The following is a 14967-nucleotide window of genomic DNA, read 5'->3' on the forward strand; positions in this document are numbered from 1 at the left end:
CGGCACTGATCGAGCGGGTGATGGAGGAGCGCTGTGGGCACCAGCGAGGACCTGACCAACGCGCGGTGGCGTAAGTCGTCGTACAGCGGCGACACCGGCGGCGAGTGCGTCGAGGTCGCCGACCTCGCCCCTCCCGCATCGCGTCCGCGACTCCAAGGTCGCCGCCGGCCCGCACCTCACCGTCTCTCCGACCGCCTGGGCCGCTTTCGTCGACGGCGTCGCGAGCTAGCCGGCGCCGCCTGACAGGGGCGTTTCGACTTTCGCGTGGAGGATGGCCCGGGCCTGTTCCGCCGCTCGGGTCGTGCTCTCGCTGACGAAGTCGAGGAAGCGGGCGATGTTCTCGAGGCGGGTGGCGGCCGGGGTGCCGGGGCCGAGGACGCCGACGCCCTGCCGTGCGAGCTCGACGATCTGGACGAGGGCCCGGGCGCTGGCCATCATCGACTGGTACCAGACGTCGTCGTCGACGACGTAGCGCTCGCGCCGGCGGTCGTCGCGTTCCCGGCGTACGAGGCCCTGGCTGTCGAGGAACGTGATCGCTTTGGAGATGGACGCCGGGCTGACCTGAAGGCGCTGGACGAGTTCGGACGCGGTGAGGCTGCCGGTGTCGGTGAGGGTGAGGCAGGCCAGCACCCGGGCCGTCATCGTGGTCATGCCCGAAGCCATGAGGACGGTGGTGAAAGTCTCCTCATACTCGCGCACGGCCTCGGCGTCGCGTCCGTGGGCCTGCGGGGGCGCCACCGTCCCCCGGGGCGTGGCCTGCCTGCGCCGGTGGGCGCGGTGTTCGGTGGCGCGGTGGGCCAGATCGGCGCGGTAGCCGGTGGGGCCGCCGTTGCGCATCACCTCCCGCGTGACCGTCGAGGTCGGGCGGTCGAGACGTCTGGCGATCTCCGCATAAGCGAGGCCGTCGGCCAGCCCCAGCGCGATCTGCTGGCGTTCCTGCTGGGTGAGTCTGCCTCCCGGCATGGCAAGTCTCCTTCGTGGGCCGTGGTGACCCCACTATAGCGTTCACTTCTGGTCCATTGCAACGAATCGAGTGAGGCTTGTTGCGTTAGGCTCCAGATCATTGCAATGAATTATCCGCTGTCACCTGCACTTATGGCGATTATGCGCAACGAATGTGTTGCCGTGTCTATGAATGCAACGTAGCTTTTCGTCCATCGGAAACAACGAGCCGAAGGAGAGCACGATGCAGAAGTTCGCCACCCCCGCCCCGATCTCCGCCGTCCTGGGCATCCCCGCCGGACGCATCCAGTTCATCGCCGCCGACCGGACCGACACCACGGTCGAGGTCCTGGCCGCCAACGCCGCCAAGAGCCGCGACGTGAAGGCGGCCGAGGAGATCGAGGTCTCCTACAGCGACGGCGTCCTGCGGATCCAGGCCCCGGAGGCGAAGAACCGGATCCTCGGCCACACCGGATCCGTCGAGGTGACCGTCCAACTGCCCGCCGGCTCCCGCGTCGAGGCGAAGTCGGCCGTCGCCGAGTTCCGCGGCGTCGGACGGCTCGGCGACGTCGCCTTCGCGGACGGCTACCGCTCGGTCAAGCTCGACGAGGCAGCAAGCGCCCGCCTCACCGTCCTCGACGGCGACGTCTCGGTCGGCCGCCTGGGCGGACCCGCGGAGATCAGCACCCTGCAGGGCGACATCCGCATCGACGAGGCCGTGCGCGGCACGGTCACGCTGCGCACCCAGCAGGGCCGGATCACGGTCGGCGCCGCCCGCGGCGTCTCCGCCTCCCTGGACGCCGGGACCAGCCACGGCCGGATCCACAACGCGCTCAAGAACACCGACGGCGCCGACGCCGCCCTCACCATCCACGCCACCACCGCCAGCGGCGACATCACCGCCCGCAGCCTCTAAAAGGAGCCCCTCATGACCAACCTGGCCATCGCGGCGACCGGGCTGCGCAAGTCCTACGCCGACAAGACCGTCCTCGACGGCATCGACCTGACCGTCCCCGAAGGAACGATCTTCTCCCTGCTCGGCCCGAACGGCGCCGGCAAGACCACCGCCGTCAAGATCCTCTCCACCCTCATCACCGCGGACGCCGGCGACATCCGCATCGGCGGTCACAGCCCGGCCACCGACCCCCAGGCGGTCCGCGCCGCGATCGGCGTCACCGGCCAGTTCTCCGCCGTCGACGGCCTGATCACCGGCGAGGAGAACATGCTCCTCATGGCAGACCTGCACCACCTGTCCAAGCAGGAGGGACGGCGGGTCGCCGCCGAACTCCTGGAGCGCTTCGACCTCACCGAGGCGGCGAAGAAGCCCGCATCCACCTACTCCGGCGGCATGAAGCGCCGCCTCGACATCGCCATGACCCTGGTCGGCGACCCGCGGATCATCTTCCTCGACGAACCGACCACCGGCCTCGACCCGCGCAGCCGCCACAACATGTGGCAGATCATCCGCGAACTGGTCTCCGACGGCGTCACCGTCTTCCTCACCACCCAGTACCTGGAGGAGGCCGACGAACTCGCCGACCGCATCGCGGTACTGAACGACGGCAAGATCGCCGCCCAGGGCACCGCCGAGGAGCTCAAGCGGCTCATCCCCGGCGGCCACGTCCGCCTCCGCTTCACCGACCCGGCCGCCTATCAGTCCGCGGTCTCCGCTCTCCACGAGGTCACCTTCCCCCACTCTCGGCTTCGCTCGAGCGGGGGGACCCCCATCGACGAGGCACTCGCGCTTCAGATCCCCAGCGACGGCAGCCAGCGCGACCTGCGCCGCCTCCTCGACCGGCTGGACGTGGTCGGCATCGAGGCCGACGAGCTGACCGTGCACACCCCCGACCTCGACGACGTGTTCTTCGCCCTGACCGGCCCGGCCAACGTCCCCAACCAGCCCAAGGAGGCTGTCCGATGAGTGCTCCCCTCGCTCCCGCCCGCCCGACCCGGATCTCCCTCGCCGTGCGCGACTCGTCCACGATGCTGCGCCGCAACCTCCTGCACGCGCGCCGCTATCCGTCCCTCACGCTGAACCTGCTGCTCACGCCGGTCATGCTGCTGCTGCTCTTCGTCTACATCTTCGGCGACGTGATGAGCGCGGGCATCGGAGGCGGCGGCGCGGACCGCTCCGACTACATCGCCTACATCGTGCCGGGCCTGCTGCTCATGACCATCGGCAGCACCACGATCGGGACCGCGGTGTCCGTCTCCAACGACATGACCGAAGGCATCATCGCCCGCTTCCGCACGATGGCGATCCACCGCGGGTCGGTGCTCATCGGGCACGTCGTCGGCAGCGTGCTGCAGTGCGTGATGAGCGTGGTCCTCGTGGGCGCCGTCGGCGTGGCCATCGGCTTCAGGTCCACGGACGCCACGGCCCTGGAGTGGCTGGCGGCGTTCGGGCTGCTCGTGCTCTTCGCCATGGCGCTCACCTGGGTCGCCGTCGGCATGGGCCTGATCAGCCCGAACGCCGAGGCCGCCAGCAACAACGCGCTGCCGATGATCCTGCTGCCGCTCCTGTCCAGCGCCTTCATCCCGGTCGACACGATGCCGGGCTGGTTCCAGCCGATCGCCGAGTACCAGCCCTTCACGCCGGCCATCGAGACCCTGCGGGGCCTCCTCCTCGGCAGCGAGATCGGCCACAACGGGTGGCTCGCCCTCGCCTGGTGCCTGGCCCTCACCGTGCTCGGCTACTTCTGGTCGACCTCGAAGTTCAACGCCGACCCGAAGTAACCGCCATGACAACGCGGGCCACCTCCCGCAACGCGCCCCACCCCAGGGCGGCGTACGCCGACATCGGTCGGCCTACGCCGCCCTGTCGGCGTCCCCACCCATGCACCGAGCCCTCTCACCTCACATCCCCCAACGACACGAGCAACGTACGCAACAGCGCATTGAACTGCTCACCGTCCTCCACTCCCAGCCCCGCCAGCAGCTTGCGCTGGTTGCTCACGTGGCCCTCCACCACCTCGTCGACCCGGGCGGCGCCCTCCTCCGTGAGGGCGATGTGGAGGCTGCGGCGGTCGCCGGGTACGGCCTCGCGGGTGACGAGGCCCTGGGCGACGAGGCGGTCGACGCGGTTGGTCAGGGCGGCGGAGCCGATCATGACGCCGGCGGCCAGCTCCTTCGCGGTGAGCGGCCTGTTGCTCCGGCGCAGGGTGGCGAGGACGTCGAACTCCCAGGTCTCCATGCCGTGTTCGGCGAAGTAGTCCTTGAGTCCGGCGCCGATGAGCCGTGAGAGCCGCATGATGCGCCCGACGGTGCCCATGGCGTCGAGGTCCAGGTCCGTGCGCAGGACGGCCCATTGGTCGAGGAAATCGTCGACGGAGTCGCGCAAGACGGCCACCTCCCCTTCATTAATTCGATGTCAAACGGTTTGACTAAGTTCTAGCCTACCGCTTAGCTTCTCGATGTCAGATAGTTCGACGTCGAAAGGTTCGATCGTGGCGACCGCAGAGGCAGCGGCAGGGACAGAGGCAGAGGCAGCCGCAGAGGCAGATCATTCCACCGTGGCGCGGGTCATCCGCACGCGCCGCAGTGTCCGCCACTACCGGCCCGACCCGGTCCCCGCCCCGCTGCTGCGGGAGCTGACCGAGCTGGCCCTGGAAGCGCCGTCCAGCTTCAACCTCCAGGCCCGCTCGATCGTGGTCGTGGCCGGCGAGGAGGGGCGTCAGGCCCTCACCCGGGCCACCGGAGGGCAGCCGCATCCCAAGGAAGCGCCGGTCATGCTGGTGTTCGTCGCCGAGTCCGCCGCCTGGCGCGAGGACCGCGGGGACATCTGGGAGACGGCGCTGAAGGGCGGGGCCTGGTCGGGCCGCTTCGCCGCCGCCTCTCCCGAGGACGCCCGTGCCTTCTACGAGGACCCGGGCCGGCGCGGCCTCGAGCGCGAGTACGCCGTCAAGGACGCCATGATCGCCGCCTCGTTCCTGATGATCGCCGCGCAGGCGGCCGGTCTCGCGACCAGTCCGATGAACGGCTGGGACGAGGACGAGGTCAAGAAGGCCATCGGCGCCGACGGACGCGACGACGTGCACATCGCCCTGCTCATGCCGCTGGGCTACCCGGCCGAGACCCGGCTCCACCCGGGCCGCCGGGACCACGCACTGACCTGCTTCGACGAGTCGTACGGCCGCTGAGGCGCTCCGCGAGAACACGTGCTGCGGCGTGTGATCCGCCGGACAGGCCCTAGCGGCCGGCGGAGGCCGCGGAGTCCGTGAGCTGCGTGGTGTGCCGCGTGGGGGGCTCCGCCGCCCTCGCCGGGCCCGCGTTCGCCGCCAGTACCAGGGCGACGACCGCGACGACGGCGGCGACGATGCCCCTGGTGTAACGCTCGGTGGCGCTGGTGCGATCAAGCACGACAACCTCGCAGCGGCGACAGGACGACGACGACAACAACCGCAACAACAGCAACGAAAACAAACAGAAGCAGCGGCGTATTAAGCATGGTTAATACGCCGTTTAACCTAGGGGCTGTCGGAGTCGAACGGCAAGAGGCACTAGGGGAGTTGGGCATGTCGGAGCGCGACGACCCGGTGACCATCGGGCGCAGGGTCCAGCAGCTGCGGATCGACCGCGGGCTGACCCAGAGACAGGTGGCCGAACCGGCCTACACGCCCGCCTACATCTCCACCCTGGAGGCCGGCCGCGTCCGCCCCTCCGACGACGCGCTCAGGCATCTCGCCGAGCGGCTCGGCATCGGCTTCGAGGAGCTGGCCACCGGCCGCCCGGCCCACCTGGTCACCGAACTGCGGCTGCAACTGACCGGCGCCCAGCGCACCCTGGCGACCGGCGCCGCCGAGGCCGCCGCCGAGGAGTTCGCTTCGGTCCTCGCGCAGGCGGAGGCACACGGTCTGGTCGGTGAGCAGGCCGACGCCCTGCTCGGACTCGGCGAGTCCGGCATCGACACCGGCGACCTGGCCGCCGCCCGGCTCTACTTCGAGCGGGCCGAGGAGGCACTCGCCCGCGTGGCCGCGCCGCTGCCCGCCCGCGTCCCGGCGATCCGGGGCCGGGCCGTCTCCCACTACCTGGGCGGTGAACTGCGCTACGCCGTCTACCTGTTGGAGTCCACCCTCGACGAGCTCAACCGCGGCGGCCTGCACGACCCCGACGCGCTGCTCCTCCTCTACGCGAGCGTCATCGGCCCCTACATGGACATGGGCGCCCACGCCCGTGCCGCCCAGGCCGCCGAGCTCGCCCTCGCCCTGGCACCCCAGGCCGGCGACCTGGCCCTGGTGGCCCGGATGCACCGCTCCGTCGCCCGCACCCTGCTCGCCGAGGGCCGTATCGCCGAGGCCGACGCCTCGCTCGGCAAGGCGGCCGAGCTGTACCGGCAGCTCCAGCTCCGCACCGAACTCGCCAACTGCCACTGGATGCGCGGGTACGTCTACGCGCAGAACGGCGAACTCAAGCGCGCCGAGGCCGAGTTGCGGGAGGCCCTCGCGATGCTCTCCGCCAAGCGGGCCGCCCTCTACTCCAGCCAGGTCGCCGTCGAGCTGGCCGACGTACTGCACCGGCGCGGCAAGTCCGACGAGGCGGCCGAGCTGCTGCACGAGGTGCTCAGCGACTTCAGCGCCGAACGCGGCGCCCTGCACTCCGCCGCCGCCCACCGCCTCCTCGGCATCATCGCCGAGGACGCCCGGGACCCCGAGGCCGCCGAGGAACACTACGTACGCGCCCTGAGCCTGCTGGAGCGGGCGGGCGCGGCCGGCGACCTGGCCGACCTGTGCCGGCTGCTGGGAGACCTGCTGCGCCGCACGGGGCGCGTGGAGGCCGCGCTGGACGCCTACCGGACGGGGCTCGGACACCGTACGGCCCCGGGCACCACCACCCTCGGGCCCGCGCCCGCGCAGCCTCCTCTGTGACGAAAACGGGGCGTCGCACAGCGGTCCCGGCTACCGTGCGCGGAGACAGCGCAGACACACGCACTACCGGGACAGGCACGTGGAGAACCAACGAACGGCGGGCGACCACCTGCGGCTCGCCGTACGCGCGCTCTTCTACGCTGTCTTCGGCGGGGCGGCGCTGCTCGCCATCGTGACGGTCCTCTCCGTCCTCGGGCCGATGCTCGCGCTCGACCTGTACACCCCGGCCGTCGCCGCCTGGTGGACGGTCTTCACGGCGATCGCCGTCCAGGGCGTGCCGTTCCTGCTGCTCGGTACGGTCGTCTCGGCGGCCATCGGAGCCTTCGTGCCGGAGAAGGTGTTCAAGCGGCTCCTCCCGCGCAACCAGGCCCTCGCCGTGCCCGTCGCGGGAGCCGCGGGAGTCGTCCTCCCCGGCTGCGAGTGCGCGTCCGTGCCGGTGGCCGGAAGCCTGATGAGCCGGGGCGTGGCCCCCGCGGCCGCCCTCGCCTTCCTCCTCTCCGCCCCCGCGATCAATCCGGTCGTGCTGGTGGCGACCTCCATCGCCTTCCCCCGGCAGCCCGAGATGGTGCTCGGCCGGCTGGTCGCCTCGCTCGGGACGGCCGTGGTGATGGGCTGGCTGTGGGCCCGGTTCGGGCGGGACGAGTGGATACGGCTGCCCAAGCGACGCGCCCAGGCCGGCCCAGGCGGCCTGCGAACCTTCGGCGCCGGGCTCCAGCACGACTTCCTGCACGCGGGCGGCTTCCTCGTCGTCGGCGCGGCGGCCGCGGCCACCTTCAACATCGCCGTCCCGCGGTCCGTGCTCGACGTCTTCACCGGCTCGGCCTGGCTCGCGGTGCTGCTGCTGGCCGTCCTGGCCGTCGTCCTGTGCGTGTGCAGCGAGGCCGACGCCTTCGTCGCCGCCTCGCTCAGCGGCTTCTCGCCCACCGCCCGGCTGGCGTTCATGGTCGTCGGCCCGATGGTCGACCTGAAACTGATCGCCCTCCAGTCGGGAACCTTCGGACGCGCCTTCGCCGTACGGTTCTCGGCCGCGACCTGGGTGGTGGCCGTGGCGAGCAGCGTGCTGGTCGGGTGGTGGCTGCTGTGAGCCTGCGACGGTACGGCGCCCCCCTCCTCCTCGCCCTCATGGGCGCGGCCGTCCTGCGGATATCCCTGTTCAGCGAGCTGTACCTGCGGTATGTGCAGGCGCCACTGCGGCCGTACCTGATCGTGTCGGGGGTGGTGCTGGTACTGCTGGGTGTCGTCATGGCGGGGGTACGGCGGTTCGCCCCCGACGCTCACGAAGAGGACGCTCACGAAGCGGACGGTCACGAAGAGGGCGGTCATCACCACCACGGCCCCCGCGTCGCCTGGCTCCTCACCCTCCCCGCCCTCGCCCTGCTCCTCTTCCCGCCCCCCGCGCTCGGCTCCTACAGCGCCGGGCGCGAGGCCGCTCAGCGGGCGGCGCAGGGGGTCGGGACCTTCCCGGCGCTCGCCTTGGGGGACCCGGTGGAGCTGACGCTCGCCGAGTTCAACTCCAGGGCGATCTACGACAGCGGGCGGTCGCTGAAGGGCCGTACGGTCCGGATGACCGGCTTCGTCACCCACGGCGAGGACGGCACCTGGTACGTCACCCGGCTCTACGTCACCTGCTGTGCCGCCGACGCGACGGCCGGCAAGGTCGAGGCCCGCGGCGACGACGCGCCGCCGGTCGACACCTGGGTCACCGTGACCGGCACCTGGCATCCCAAGGGCCGCCTGGGCAGCGACGAGGCCTGGCCGGCGGTGCTCGACGTCACGTCGGTCGAGCGGGTGAAGCAGCCGGCGGATCCGTACGAGCAGCGCTAGCCGGAGAGAACGCCAGGCGGGTTTCGCCCTTCGGGCGAGGGGTAGTCGGGCGTCGCCCCTGAGTGGGGCTTGTACGACGGTGGGCGCGCTCTGATCTAAGGAGGCGGTGGCCGTGCGTCCCAGGGACGGTCCGAACGGCGCCCACGGTGGCGAGCCCGGCCGGTACGGAGCGGAAGGCGGCGACTCCGGTCGCCCTCGGTATGCTCCGCAACCCGGATACCCCGAGCCACCCCGGACGTCGGACGGCGACGCCGAACGCGAGCTCGCACAGGACCGCATGCGTGACGTCGACCTGATCGCGGAGGGCGTGCGGGACGTCCAGCCCAAGGAGATCCCCGGGCGGCTGTGCGGGGTGGCGGTCGAGCTGCTGCCGGTGGCCGGCGCGAGCGTGGCGCTGCACAACGAGGGCATGCCCGTACGGCTGGGCGCGAGCAGCGAACGGGCCACCCGCATGGCGGAGATCCAGGCCACCCTCGGCGACGGACCCGGTCTGTCCGCCGCCCGGATCTGCGCCCCCGTGCTCGCCTGCGACCTCACCGCCGGCCGGGACGTCCGGCGCTGGCCGGTCTTCGCCCAGCAGGCCACGGCCGTCGGTGTACGGGCCATGTACTCGCTCCCGCTGGGCAACGAATCGGTGTGCGTGGGCACCCTCGACCTCTACCGCGACACCCCCGGCGAGCTCACACCCCGCGAACTGCGCACCGCGCTGCTGGTGGCGAGCGTGATGACGGTCGCCCTGATGGCGCTGCCCCGGGGGGACGAGAACGGGGGCCGGGAGACGGAACCCTGGCTGAGCGGCCTGGCCCAGGACCAGGACCAGGTCTACCAGGCCGTCGGCATGATCATGGCCCAGCTCGGCATCGACGCCGACGAGGCCCTGGCCCGCCTGCGAGCCCACGCCTTCGCGGAGAGCCGTACGGCGCTGGAAATGGCGCGTGAGGTGGTCGGACACCGGACGAGGTTGGACCGGGACGACGGCGACGGGGACTGAACGGAGACTGAACGGGGACGGGGACGGGGACTGAAGGGGGACGGGCGGTACGGAACCGCCGTACCGTCCCGGAAACTCAGGCCTCCACCCGACCCCGCTTGCGGACCTCCGTCAGGCGCTGCGCACCCAGCTGTACGACCGCCTGCGCGACCTCGGGCGCCACCTCGCCGAAGCCGCCGTGGGTGAGGCCGATCGCGTTGTCGCCGACGCGCACGACCGCCACGTCCAGGGTGAACGCGGCGGGCTCGCCGTCGGCCGTCTCGCCCCACACGAGGATCCGCAGCCCCTGCCGGGCGTCCCCGACCTGCGGCAGCGAGGCCTCGGAGACCTCGACGTCGTGCACGTCGCCCCGGACGGTCTTGACCGTGAACTCCGCGCACTTCTTCGGCAGCGACTTCAGCCAGGCCAGCGTGCGGTCCACGTCCGCCGCCGGGTGGGCGACGACCTGCTGGCGCAGCTGGGTCTCGTTCCAGTCGTCGTCGAGTCCGACCACCGCGCGGGGGCGGGCGTCCGCGCCGAACAGCTCCTCGGCGTAGAGGGTGTCGAGCAGGCGCTGGCAGTGCGGGCGGCTCGTCTTCGCCTTGAGCACGGTGTCGTGCCAGGTCGCCGTCCCCTGCGTGGGCGTCCACGGCTCCCCCAGATCGACGTCCGTGAGCAGCGTGGCCTGCGCCTGAGCGTCGGTGAGGGCGGGGGTGGCGGCCGGGCTCTTCGCGGACGGGGAGGGCGGCGTGGTCGTCGCGGAGAGGTCGGGTTTCTCGGCGGTGGGCGGGGTGGTGAGGGCGGAGCAGGCGGTGGCGGTCAGGAGGGCGCACAGGGTGAGCGCGGTGGTGGCGAGAGTGCGGGCCGGGGGTCGGGTCATCGGGGTCTCTCCTGAGGGCTGCCAAGATCGAGTGCGCCCTCTTACGGCACCACCGGGACGGACGGGCCACCAGTGAGCCGGGCCGTACGGGTGAGGGGCGTTGGTGCGAAAACCCGTCGCGCTGCTCCCCGCCCCCTTGTTACCGTCCCCCCATGCAGCGCGCCCACGTAGTACTCGTGTTTCTCACGACGACGCCGGAGAGTGTCCCGGCGCGCTGACAGCTGACCCAGTCGAAAGCCCCGGGGCGAGTGCCCCGGGGCTTTCGCGTGCGGGGGCTCGTCGCCGGTCACCGTGAGGAGAGACCGCCATGACCGCTGTCGACGCCATGACCGGCCCGCACGACCACCGCCGACTCGGCCGTGAACTCGGCCTGTTCGACACCGACCCGCTGATGGGCGCGGGCCTGCCCTACTGGCTGCCCGACGGGGCCGTGGTGCGGCACACCCTGGAGGAGTACGTCCGGGAGGCCGAGCGCGCCGCCGGCTACCGGCACGTGTACTCGCCGGTCCTCGGCAAACGGGAGCTGTACGAGATCTCGGGGCACTGGTCCCACTACAGCGAGGACATGTTCCCGCCGATGGAGCTGGGCGCGGAGGAGGTCGTCCTGCGGCCGAGCCTGTGCCCCCACCACGCGCTGATCTACCGCTCCCGCTCCCACAGCTACCGCGAACTGCCCTTGCGTATGGCTGAGTTGGGCGGCATGTACCGCGCCGAGCTGTCCGGGGTGTTGGGCGGCCTGACCAGGGTCCGGGCCATCCAGCTCAACGACGCGCACATCTTCTGCACCCTGGAGCAGGCCGTGGACGAGGCCCGGGACGCGCTGGAGCTGATCGGCCGCGCGTACGCCGACCTCGGCATCCGCGCGGCCCGGTACCGGCTCTCCCTGCCCGGCGAGGGCGGCAAGTACGTCGCCGACCCGGAGCTGTGGCGGCGGGCAACCGCGCTGCTGCGGGAGGTGCTCGACGACTCGGGGATCCCCTACGAGGCGGCCGAGGGCGAGGCCGCCTTCTACGGTCCCAAGATCGACGTCCAGATCGCCGATCCGGCCGGCCGCGAGGCCACCCTCTCCACCGTCCAGATCGACTTCCACCAGCCCGAGCGCTTCGACCTGCACTACATCGGCGCCGACGGGGCGAAGCACCGGCCGGTCATGGTGCACCGCAGTGTCATCGGCAGCGTGGAACGGGCGGTCGCGCACCTCGTCGAGCAGCACGGCGGCGCGTTCCCGGCCTGGCTCGCGCCCCTGCAGCTGGTGGTGCTGCCGGTGGCGGACGCGCAGGAGGAGCGGGCGCACGAGGTCGTACGGCAGGCCCTGGCGCGGGGACTTCGCGCGGACGTGCGCGGTCCCGGCGACGGCACCCTCGGCGCCCGGGTCCGGGCGGCGCGCCTCGTGCCGTACCAGGCGGTGATCGGGGAGCGGGAGGCCGCCGGCGACCTGGTGGCCGTACGGCTGCGGGACGGGAGCCGTCCGGGGGCGGTGCCGGCCGGGGAGCTGCTGGACCGGATCGGCGCCCGGGTCGTGGACCGCGGGACCGAACTGTGGGGGCCTGCGTAAGGTCACTGACGTAGGGACCGTAGAGACACCTCAGAGACACCTTCACGAAGCGAGGAGCGCCGCTGTGACCGGTCAGCCCATCCCGGTGATCATCGACTGCGACACGGGTGTCGACGACGCCCTGGCCCTGCTGTTCGCCGTACGGCACCCCGCGCTCGACGTGCGGGCGGTGACCTGCGTGGCCGGGAACACCGACGTGGACGGCGTCGTACGCAACACCCTGACCGTGCTGGAGCAGGCCGGCGCCGGTGACATTCCGGTCGCGCGGGGCGCCGAGCGCCCGCTGATCGAGCCGGTGCGCACGGCCCGGCATGTGCACGGCCAGGACGGGATGGGCGACCTGGGGCTGCCCGCGCCGACCCGCCGGCCGGTCGACGTGGACGCGGTGACGCTGCTGCGGCGAGAGATCCTCGCCTCGCCGACGCCGGTCACCCTGATCCCCATGGCGCCCCTGACGAACATCGCGCTGCTGCTGCGTACGCATCCGGAGGTGGTGCGCAACATCGAGCGGATCGTGTTCATGGGCGGCGCGGTGGCGACCGGGAACGCCACGCCGGTCGCGGAGTTCAACGTGTGGCACGACCCGGAGTCGGCCGCGATCCTGCTGACCGCCGGGGTGCCGATCACCATGTACGGCCTGGACGTCTTCAAGCAGGTCCTCGTCCCGGCCGGGGACGTCCAGCGGCTGCGCGCGAGCGCGGAGCCCCGCCTCCGGCTGGCCGGCGAACTCCTCGCCCACCGCGACCCGGCCACCTCCGGCGACCCCACCCCCACCGGCGGCCTCGGCGACGCGGGCGCGGTCTGCGCGGTCGTCGACCCGGGGGGCATCACCGCCGAACGCCTCCCGGTCGAGGTGAGCCTGGCCCCGGGCACCAGCCGGGGCCAGACGATCGTCGACCGGCGCCCCCGCCCCGGCGAGTCCGAGATCCACGAGGGCACCCGTGAACAGCGGCTGGTGGACGTGGCGTTGGGCGTGGACGTGGAGCGGTACGTGAAGCTGTGGCTGACGACGGTGGAGGGCGCCTAGTGGACGCCTAGCGGGTGTCCGCCGCCGGCCGTACCGCCCACCGCTGTTCCACCTTCGCGAGCCGCCAGTAGCCGATGGCCGCCGCCCACACCACCACGAACAGGCCGACGATGACGTAGCCGACGCTGTCGAGGTTGATGTCGGCGATCCAGGTGGTGACCGTGTCGCTCAGGTCGAGCTTCTCGTGCAGGACGCCGACGAGTTCGATGGTGCCGATGAAGAAGGCGACGGCGATGGACAGGCCAGTGATCGTGAGGTTGTAGAAGACCTTGCGGACCGGGTTGGAGAACGCCCACTGGTAGGCGAAGTTCATGAAGGTGCCGTCGAGGGTGTCGAACAGGCTCATGCCGGCGGCGAAGAGGAGGGGCAGGGAGAGGATCGCGTACCAGGGCAGGCCGGCCGCCGCGCCCGAGCCCGCCATCACCATCAGGGTGACCTCGGTCGCGGTGTCGAAGCCGAGGCCGAAGAGGAAGCCGAGCGGGAACATCTGGCCGGGGCGGGTGATGGACTTGGTGAGGCGGCCGAGGATCCGGTTCATGAACCCCCGCGAGTCCAGGTGCTGTTCGAGTTCCTCCTCGTCGTACGCGCCCGCCCGCATCGCCTTGAACACCTTGAGGATGCCGAGCAGGGCGACCAGGTTGAGGGCGGCGATGAGGTAGAGGAACATGCCGGAGATCGTCGTACCGAGGAAGCCGAGCACCTGGTGGGTGCTGGAGCCCTCGCTCATGACCTTCCCGGCGAGCTGGGTGCCGCCCGCGATCAGCAGGGCGAGGACGACCACCACGCTGGAGTGACCGAGCGCGAACCAGAAGCCCACCGACACCGGGCGCTTGCCGTCGGCCATCAGCTTGCGGGTGGTGTTGTCGATCGCGGCGATGTGGTCGGCGTCGAAGGCGTGCCGCATGCCGAGGGTGTAGGCGGTGATGCCGAGGCCGATACCGAAGGCCTTGTTGCCGACCTCGTAGTGCCCGGGGACGACGAGGAGGAGCAGGATTCCGAAGGCGACGACGTGCAGTGCGGCGACGGCCGACATGAGGCCGGCGGTCTTGAGGGTGTCCTCGCGGCGCCACTTGAAGGACGTCGGGGCGGGCACGGACGTCCGGGCAGGCTCGGGCAGGGTCATTCGGTCACGCTCCAGCACCTCGTGGATCAACTCGTGAGATGCCGTGGCCGGTCTCCTGGCTTACGGGTCGTGCGTGTCCGTTCCTGCCTTCCCGGTCGTGCGACCAGTGGCCCGGCTGGCGCCGGACGGGACGGAAACTCCCCGATCACAGTGGCGAGGGCCGCTCCGGCATGGACCCTTGAGGGGTCGTCACCGGCTTCCCGAGCACCACGGCCAGCCCACCGTAGGGTGGCAAGCGGTCTCCTGCATAGCTGCGTACCTGCGCAGGTATGGAAGATCACATAGGGGTCCTGCGAGGATGGCGGCATGCATCTCGTTCCGGCCGATCGAGCGGATCGCCGAACCATCGACGGGCACCGGGTGTGCGACGCCATCGCCGCGATCGGTGAACCGGGCCATGTCCGCGCCTGGGCCGACCGCTTCTCGCTGCTCGCCGATCCCAAGCGGCTGGCCCTGCTGCTCGCCCTGCACCGCACCGGCCCCCTGGCCGTCTCCGACCTGGCGATCGCCACCGGCATGAACGACCCCGCCGTGTCGCAGGCGCTCAGGCTGTTGCGGGCGGCGGGGGTCGTGGAGGGGGAGAAGGAGGGGCGGATCGTGCGGTATCGGGTGGTGGACGCCGACATCGCCTCGCTGCTGAAGCAGTGCGCGACCTCATCCAGGCCGTCCGGCCTTTGATGGCGAGGCTCTTCGGCACTGCACGGCTTCAAGCCCGTCCGGCGTTTGAGGACGAGGCCGTTCAGGCCGACAGCGGGGGTCTGGGGGCGGCAGCCCCCAGGGAC

Annotated in this window: 16 protein-coding genes, 1 pseudogene and 1 riboswitch; of the genes and pseudogenes, 12 read left to right on the forward strand and 5 right to left on the reverse strand. The window is 71.4% G+C overall.

What is annotated here, in order from left to right:
• The first annotated feature begins 33 nt into the window (after nucleotides 1–33).
• Nucleotides 34–229: pseudogene (locus tag QFZ76_RS26900) on the forward strand (DUF397 domain-containing protein).
• Here QFZ76_RS26900 and QFZ76_RS26905 read toward each other — a convergent pair.
• Nucleotides 226–963, reverse strand: coding sequence for a helix-turn-helix domain-containing protein (locus tag QFZ76_RS26905; protein WP_307676130.1), 738 nt, complete (start codon nucleotides 961–963; stop codon nucleotides 226–228). The pseudogene QFZ76_RS26900 and the gene QFZ76_RS26905 sit on opposite strands and share 4 nt — an antisense overlap.
• Nucleotides 964–1186: 223 nt before the next feature.
• On the opposite strand from QFZ76_RS26905, the gene QFZ76_RS26910 reads away from it, so the two are divergent.
• The 3 genes from QFZ76_RS26910 to QFZ76_RS26920 are packed head-to-tail and all read left to right on the forward strand — an operon-like array spanning nucleotide 1187 to nucleotide 3678.
• Nucleotides 1187–1858, forward strand: coding sequence for a DUF4097 family beta strand repeat-containing protein (locus QFZ76_RS26910; protein ID WP_307676131.1), 672 nt, complete (start codon nucleotides 1187–1189; stop codon nucleotides 1856–1858).
• Nucleotides 1859–1870: 12 nt separating this feature from the next.
• A complete protein-coding gene (locus QFZ76_RS26915) occupies nucleotides 1871–2863 on the forward strand; it encodes an ABC transporter ATP-binding protein (protein ID WP_307676132.1) in 993 nt (330 codons plus the stop codon).
• Nucleotides 2860–3678, forward strand: coding sequence for an ABC transporter permease (locus QFZ76_RS26920; RefSeq protein WP_307676133.1), 819 nt, complete (start codon nucleotides 2860–2862; stop codon nucleotides 3676–3678). Before QFZ76_RS26915 ends, QFZ76_RS26920 begins: the two co-directional genes overlap by 4 nt.
• Nucleotides 3679–3793: 115 nt before the next feature.
• On the opposite strand, the gene QFZ76_RS26925 is transcribed toward QFZ76_RS26920, so the two are convergent.
• A complete protein-coding gene (locus QFZ76_RS26925) occupies nucleotides 3794–4282 on the reverse strand; it encodes a MarR family winged helix-turn-helix transcriptional regulator (protein ID WP_307676134.1) in 489 nt (162 codons plus the stop codon).
• 172 nt (nucleotides 4283–4454) lie between these two features.
• Here QFZ76_RS26925 and QFZ76_RS26930 point away from each other — a divergent pair, with 172 nt between their 5' ends.
• On the forward strand, nucleotides 4455–5081 hold the full coding sequence (locus QFZ76_RS26930; RefSeq protein WP_307676135.1) for a nitroreductase family protein: 627 nt from the start codon (nucleotides 4455–4457) through the stop codon (nucleotides 5079–5081).
• Nucleotides 5082–5130: 49 nt separating this feature from the next.
• On the opposite strand, the gene QFZ76_RS26935 is transcribed toward QFZ76_RS26930, so the two are convergent.
• Nucleotides 5131–5301, reverse strand: coding sequence for a hypothetical protein (locus QFZ76_RS26935; protein WP_307676136.1), 171 nt, complete (start codon nucleotides 5299–5301; stop codon nucleotides 5131–5133).
• Between the two features lie 155 nt (nucleotides 5302–5456).
• Here QFZ76_RS26935 and QFZ76_RS26940 point away from each other — a divergent pair, with 155 nt between their 5' ends.
• The 4 genes from QFZ76_RS26940 to QFZ76_RS26955 all read left to right on the forward strand — a co-directional run bounded on the left by QFZ76_RS26940 (nucleotide 5457) and on the right by QFZ76_RS26955 (nucleotide 9621).
• The gene (locus QFZ76_RS26940; RefSeq protein WP_307676137.1) at nucleotides 5457–6806 is read left to right on the forward strand and encodes a helix-turn-helix transcriptional regulator; all 1350 of its coding nucleotides are present in this window, start codon (nucleotides 5457–5459) and stop codon (nucleotides 6804–6806) included.
• A gap of 79 nt (nucleotides 6807–6885) precedes the next feature.
• Nucleotides 6886–7890 carry a permease gene (locus QFZ76_RS26945; protein ID WP_307676138.1) on the forward strand — a complete coding sequence of 335 codons (1005 nt, stop codon included), beginning with the start codon at nucleotides 6886–6888 and terminating at the stop codon, nucleotides 7888–7890.
• Nucleotides 7891–7892: 2 nt separating this feature from the next.
• Nucleotides 7893–8630: a TIGR03943 family protein gene (locus QFZ76_RS26950; protein ID WP_307680137.1), complete on the forward strand. Its 738-nt coding sequence runs from the start codon at nucleotides 7893–7895 to the stop codon at nucleotides 8628–8630.
• A gap of 277 nt (nucleotides 8631–8907) precedes the next feature.
• The gene (locus QFZ76_RS26955) at nucleotides 8908–9621 is read left to right on the forward strand and encodes a GAF and ANTAR domain-containing protein (protein ID WP_307676139.1); all 714 of its coding nucleotides are present in this window, start codon (nucleotides 8908–8910) and stop codon (nucleotides 9619–9621) included.
• 76 nt (nucleotides 9622–9697) lie between these two features.
• Here the strand turns inward: QFZ76_RS26955 and QFZ76_RS26960 are convergent, their stop codons facing one another.
• A complete protein-coding gene (locus QFZ76_RS26960) occupies nucleotides 9698–10480 on the reverse strand; it encodes a hypothetical protein (protein ID WP_307676140.1) in 783 nt (260 codons plus the stop codon).
• Between the two features lie 307 nt (nucleotides 10481–10787).
• Here QFZ76_RS26960 and thrS point away from each other — a divergent pair, with 307 nt between their 5' ends.
• Both thrS and QFZ76_RS26970 read left to right on the forward strand, forming a co-directional pair.
• Nucleotides 10788–12035, forward strand: a complete 1248-nt coding sequence (gene thrS / locus QFZ76_RS26965) for a threonine--tRNA ligase (protein ID WP_373464356.1) — start codon at nucleotides 10788–10790, stop codon at nucleotides 12033–12035.
• A 64-nt stretch (nucleotides 12036–12099) separates the two neighbouring features.
• The gene (locus tag QFZ76_RS26970) at nucleotides 12100–13062 is read left to right on the forward strand and encodes a nucleoside hydrolase (protein WP_307676141.1); all 963 of its coding nucleotides are present in this window, start codon (nucleotides 12100–12102) and stop codon (nucleotides 13060–13062) included.
• Between the two features lie 7 nt (nucleotides 13063–13069).
• Here the strand turns inward: QFZ76_RS26970 and QFZ76_RS26975 are convergent, their stop codons facing one another.
• Nucleotides 13070–14185 carry a HoxN/HupN/NixA family nickel/cobalt transporter gene (locus QFZ76_RS26975; RefSeq protein ID WP_307676142.1) on the reverse strand — a complete coding sequence of 372 codons (1116 nt, stop codon included), beginning with the start codon at nucleotides 14183–14185 and terminating at the stop codon, nucleotides 13070–13072.
• 27 nt (nucleotides 14186–14212) lie between these two features.
• Nucleotides 14213–14412: riboswitch (cobalamin riboswitch) on the reverse strand.
• A 79-nt stretch (nucleotides 14413–14491) separates the two neighbouring features.
• On the opposite strand from QFZ76_RS26975, the gene QFZ76_RS26980 reads away from it, so the two are divergent.
• Entirely contained in the window at nucleotides 14492–14863 is a 372-nt protein-coding gene (locus QFZ76_RS26980) for a metalloregulator ArsR/SmtB family transcription factor (protein ID WP_307676143.1), read from the forward strand.
• Nucleotides 14864–14967: the final 104 nt, after the last annotated feature.

It is taken from the genome of Streptomyces sp. V4I2 (genome assembly GCF_030817655.1).
Classification (GTDB): domain Bacteria; phylum Actinomycetota; class Actinomycetes; order Streptomycetales; family Streptomycetaceae; genus Streptomyces; species Streptomyces plumbiresistens.

Excerpts from the sequence above, each read along its gene's own strand:
- QFZ76_RS26905 (WP_307676130.1), bottom strand. The coding sequence starts at position 963 with ATGCCGGGAGGCAGACTCACCCAGCAGGAACGCCAGCAGATCGCGCTG.
- QFZ76_RS26910 (WP_307676131.1), top strand. The coding sequence starts at position 1,187 with ATGCAGAAGTTCGCCACCCCCGCCCCGATCTCCGCCGTCCTGGGCATC.
- QFZ76_RS26915 (WP_307676132.1), top strand. The coding sequence starts at position 1,871 with ATGACCAACCTGGCCATCGCGGCGACCGGGCTGCGCAAGTCCTACGCC.
- QFZ76_RS26920 (WP_307676133.1), top strand. The coding sequence starts at position 2,860 with ATGAGTGCTCCCCTCGCTCCCGCCCGCCCGACCCGGATCTCCCTCGCC.
- QFZ76_RS26940 (WP_307676137.1), top strand. The coding sequence starts at position 5,457 with ATGTCGGAGCGCGACGACCCGGTGACCATCGGGCGCAGGGTCCAGCAG.
- QFZ76_RS26955 (WP_307676139.1), top strand. The coding sequence starts at position 8,908 with ATGCGTGACGTCGACCTGATCGCGGAGGGCGTGCGGGACGTCCAGCCC.
- QFZ76_RS26960 (WP_307676140.1), bottom strand. The coding sequence starts at position 10,480 with ATGACCCGACCCCCGGCCCGCACTCTCGCCACCACCGCGCTCACCCTG.
- thrS (WP_373464356.1), top strand. The coding sequence starts at position 10,788 with ATGACCGCTGTCGACGCCATGACCGGCCCGCACGACCACCGCCGACTC.
- QFZ76_RS26975 (WP_307676142.1), bottom strand. The coding sequence starts at position 14,185 with ATGACCCTGCCCGAGCCTGCCCGGACGTCCGTGCCCGCCCCGACGTCC.
- QFZ76_RS26980 (WP_307676143.1), top strand. The coding sequence starts at position 14,492 with ATGCATCTCGTTCCGGCCGATCGAGCGGATCGCCGAACCATCGACGGG.